This window comes from Bacillota bacterium (assembly GCA_024655925.1).
Taxonomy (GTDB): domain Bacteria; phylum Bacillota; class DTU025; order DTU025; family JANLFS01; genus JANLFS01.
The window spans coordinates 1-4184 of the sequence record JANLFS010000156.1; the positions used below are offsets into that span (position 1 = coordinate 1).

The 4184-nt window shown below is 60.5% G+C and carries 4 protein-coding genes; 3 read left to right on the forward strand and 1 reads right to left on the reverse strand.

Annotated features, from left to right (window positions below):
• The 3 genes from NUW23_15180 to NUW23_15190 form a co-directional block, all read left to right on the forward strand.
• Positions 1–305: hypothetical protein (locus NUW23_15180; GenBank protein MCR4427501.1), on the forward strand; the 305-nt coding region annotated here is incomplete at its 5' end.
• A gap of 95 nt (positions 306–400) precedes the next feature.
• Positions 401–1369 (forward strand): sugar ABC transporter substrate-binding protein, encoded by a 969-nt coding sequence (locus tag NUW23_15185; protein MCR4427502.1) that lies wholly within the window; start codon positions 401–403, stop codon positions 1367–1369.
• 82 nt (positions 1370–1451) lie between these two features.
• Positions 1452–2978 carry an FGGY family carbohydrate kinase gene (locus tag NUW23_15190; protein ID MCR4427503.1) on the forward strand — a complete coding sequence of 509 codons (1527 nt, stop codon included), beginning with the start codon at positions 1452–1454 and terminating at the stop codon, positions 2976–2978.
• Between the two features lie 102 nt (positions 2979–3080).
• Here the strand turns inward: NUW23_15190 and NUW23_15195 are convergent, their stop codons facing one another.
• Positions 3081–3803, reverse strand: coding sequence for a BON domain-containing protein (locus NUW23_15195; protein MCR4427504.1), 723 nt, complete (start codon positions 3801–3803; stop codon positions 3081–3083).
• Between the last annotated feature and the right edge of the window lie 381 nt (positions 3804–4184).

The following is a 4184-nucleotide window of genomic DNA, read 5'->3' on the forward strand; positions in this document are numbered from 1 at the left end:
GCGTCGCCAAATGGGACAGGAACCGGGCGGTTCGACACCTGGCTCGCGTAGGCGCGGAGCTCGGCGCGGACATCATCAAGACGCTCTATACAGGGGATGCTGAGGGGTTCAGGGCAATAGCGGAGGAATGCTACGCGCCAATCATGGTTTTGGGCGGACCCGGAGACCAGGATGTTGTCTCAATGGTCGCAGATGCAGTCAAAGCCGGCGCACAAGGGGCGATAGTGGGCCGCGCAATTTGGCAGAGCTCGGACATGCGCAAGACCCTGGATGAACTCGTGGGTGTGATCAGGACGACCAGGTGAGGAGGTGGTCGCAAGACCCAAGGGCAGTTGCTCGATGTCAAGCCATCTTGTGCAAAGGTCAGACCCTAACGCTGACTACTCTTGGAGGTGCAGACATGTCACGAACCAGGATGATCAGGATCGTCGTAACCGCTATCATCATGGCCCTAGTCGCACAGATCTCTGTGAGCATTGCAGCCAAGGAGATTACCGTCGGCTACGTTGCAGCCAACATGACTGCAACGTCCCAGGTTCGAGTCACCAACGCCTTCACTGCCCAGAGCAAAGCCCAAGGCTGGAAAGTCGCAACAGCAGACGCCAAAGGTTCCTGGCCGGCCCTCGCTGACCAAATTGAGAACTTCGTCCAGATGAAGGTGGACGTGTTGGTCGTGGCGATGTCCGACCTGACCAGTGTGAAAGCGGCGATCGCAACTGCCAACAAGGCCAAGATTCCGGTCATCTCCATAGACTCCGGAGCAGCACCGGGCGTCATTGCTGACATCACCACAGACAACTACGTCATGGGGTCCAAGATATCGTCCTTTATGGTGGACAAGCTGGGGCACAAAGGCAATATAATCGTGTTCAAGTTCAGCGAGCACCACGGTACCCGCAAGAGAGGCAAGGCACTTGACATGGTCCTGTCGGAGAACCCGGAGATAAAGGTGCTGGCCACGCACAACCTGCCCCCAGCCGGGTTCATGCAGGATGCGCAGGCAAGGATGGAGACCTACCTGACGCAGTTCCCAGGGCAGATTGATGCGGTCTGGTGCCCGTGGGACGGGCCCGCCATGGCAGTCACCATGGCTTTGCAGGCTGCCAGAGTCGGTAGGGACAAGACCTTCGTGACTGGCGTCGACGGAGAACAGGCCACGTTCGACCTGATAAGGAGTGGGTCGCCGCTGGTGGCCACGGTTGCGCAGCCGTTTGAGCTGATGGCTGCGCGTGCAGTCCAGCTCATAGACGAACTAGTGGTAAAGGGCAAGCCCGCAAGCCAGGTCGTGCCCTCCAACACCATATACGTGGATGCTCCTCTGGTCACGCCGGCAAACGTACCCGCCAAGGGGAGCTGGCCCTGGGACTAGTAGACCGACAGCCGGGGGCGGGGTGCTGTGACCCCGCTCCTGGCACTCCTCACCGTAACACGTGCTAAACAGGAGGATGCCCATGGAGCCCCTTCTTCTGGGAGTGGATATCGGAACCTCTGGTGCCAAAGGAGTCCTGGTTACCGCTGGCGGAGAGATAGTCGCGGCAGCCGAGCGCACGCATTCTGTGTCCATGCCCCGCCCGGGCTGGGTGGAGCATGATGCGGAGCACGTGTGGTGGGGAGGGTTTGCCGAGATCCTCGCCCAAATACTCAGGACTTCGGGAGCGGATCCCGAAAGGATAGCAGGTGTAGGATGCAGCGCCATCGGCCCGTGCCTGGTCCCGATGGATGCATCCGGCCACCCTCTTAGGCCGGCTATTCTCTACGGTGTCGACAGCAGGGCTTCACGTCAGATAGAACAGATGAAGTCTGCTATGAGCCCGGATGAGGCCCTTGCAGTTGCGGCCAACCCTATCACGACCCAGTCTCTTCTCCCTAAAGCCATGTGGCTCAGAGACGAAGAGCCGGGCGTGTACAGCAAAGCTAAGCTCTTCCTTGATGCCGCCGGGTACTTGGCCTTCCGGCTCACCGGCTCTCCCTCGCTGGACCTCTTTACGGCTACGGCAGGAGGTCTCATCGACATCCGCACTCTCGCCAAGAGCCCCGACATGTTCCACGCCGCCGATGTCTCCCCGGATCTCTTCCCCGAACCCTCATGGCCCACCAAGCTGGTTGGGACAGTCACAAAGACCGCGGCCAGCCTGACGGGGCTCAAGCCGGGCACGCCTGTGACCACGGGAACCTGTGACGCCGCAGCGGAGTCCGTGGGGGCTGGGACCACTGAAGACGGAGAGGTGACTTTGATCTACGGGACCACCGCAGTCGTACTTGCATGTCTTGGCAAGCCTGCCTCCAACCCCGCGCTGTTCGGGGGACCTTACTGCCTGCCGGACAGGTACGTCCTGGCCGGCGCCACCGCGGCGGCTGGAGCTCTCACCTCCTGGTATCGTGACAACTTCGGTGCCCAGGCCCGGTCAGAGGCCGCTAAGACTAACAAGAACCCGTATGAGGTGCTCTACGAGATGGGGCGGCAGGTTCCTGCAGGCTCAGACTCCCTGGTGGTCCTCCCGTATTTCGGCGGGGCGCGCACTCCGGTAAATGACGAGCACGCGCGAGGGGTGATCCTCGGACTCACCTTGCGCCACACTGGGGCACACATTTACCGTGCATTGCTGGAGTCGGTCGGCTACGAGATCAGGCATCATCTGGAGGAGATGACCCGATCCGGCGCCGCTCCCCACGTCATACGCGCTGTGGGAGGGGGCACGAGGAACCCATTGTGGACTCAGTGTGTCAGTGACATCACCGGGCTGACCCAGGCATGTGTGGCGAATCCTCTGGGAGCTCCTCTCGGGGACGCATACTTGGCAGCGATGGCGGTGGGCGCGGTCGAGGGAGTCGGCCAACTCAAACAGGCCTGGATCCGGGCGGACACCGTCGTCACGCCTGACCCGGCCAACAAGGCCACCTATGACAGACTGTATGGTGTCTACCGGGAGGCATACGCGGCCACGAGAAACCTCAGTCACACTCTGGCATGCGGGTAGACGCGGCTCGATCACGTGCTGCTGCTCGGCGTTGGCGGCCTCACCTTCGAGTATGACTATCTCGTCCTTGACGACAAGGACATCGACGAGTCGCGCGAACAGCTACTCATTGTGCTCACGTGCATCGATGATCTCCTGTGCAGCTTCTTCTGGCGCAGATGTCTTACGATTGGGAGCTGTGAGCCTGTTCTCGATCCTTTGAACTCCCTTGACGCCGCTGACCAGTTCCGCTGCGATCTCTATTTGATCCTCGCTTTGGACCTCGCCCTCTAGCCGTACGACCCCTCGTTCAGCCCGGGCTGATATGGCGTAAGGATGGAGCCTCTTCTCGGCTGCAATGGCCGCCTGGACCCGGCTAGTAAGGCCGGGGTCATCGGCTCTGTCTCCACCTTCCACAGCCAGGTGGCTCACTATCTCCTTGACCCCTCTGGCCCTGGCGGCTGCCGTGATCGCTGCTCTCTCGTGAGCGAGCGAGTCCACGTGACCGTGAAGGTGCACCACGCCTTTGCTGCTTTCTCCGTGAACCCGGCTGATGTCGACGTTGTTGTCGAGACGCAGTTCCTCAGCTACCTCGAAGGCCACGTCATCGTCGGTGATCTGCCCGTCGGTGCACACGGTGAGGCCGTTCTCCACAGAGTCTACCCCAGTCACTCTGGAGGCGATGTCACCGGCTCTCATCTTTTCGACAAGCACATCCACAACGCCACTGAGATGGACGGCTCCGTCGAGCGCCCTGACGTTTATCTCATACGCACTGAGTCCTTTGTCCTGCTTGATGGATTCGAGAACTCTTCCGGCCAGTTCCTCGTCTTCCCTGGTCCCCACGCGCGTCCCTCCTATAGCCGAAGTTCGCTCGGGACGTAGTATTCTCAAGCTATAGGGGAGTTACGCCCAGGCGTCCGACAGTTGGCCGCTGAACCCGTGAGAGCAATTAGGTGAATCAGACTGAGAGCAAGGGTCCTGACGTGCAGGACATAGCAGACCTCTGTGGAAGAATGACTGCTCAGGGTTCTGGGCGATGTTGGGACTCACCAGTGATGTGCATTTGTGGAATCACCAGATGGGAACGGCACTGACGGGGAACACGATTGACAGACGGAGGAGTGACCGCATGCACATAGACCTGAAGTACGGTAAGTCCGGGTTCAGCTTGGATACGTCGGCGCTGGGAGACCCGCCGGTTCTCACGGGGCGCGAACCGCCGGT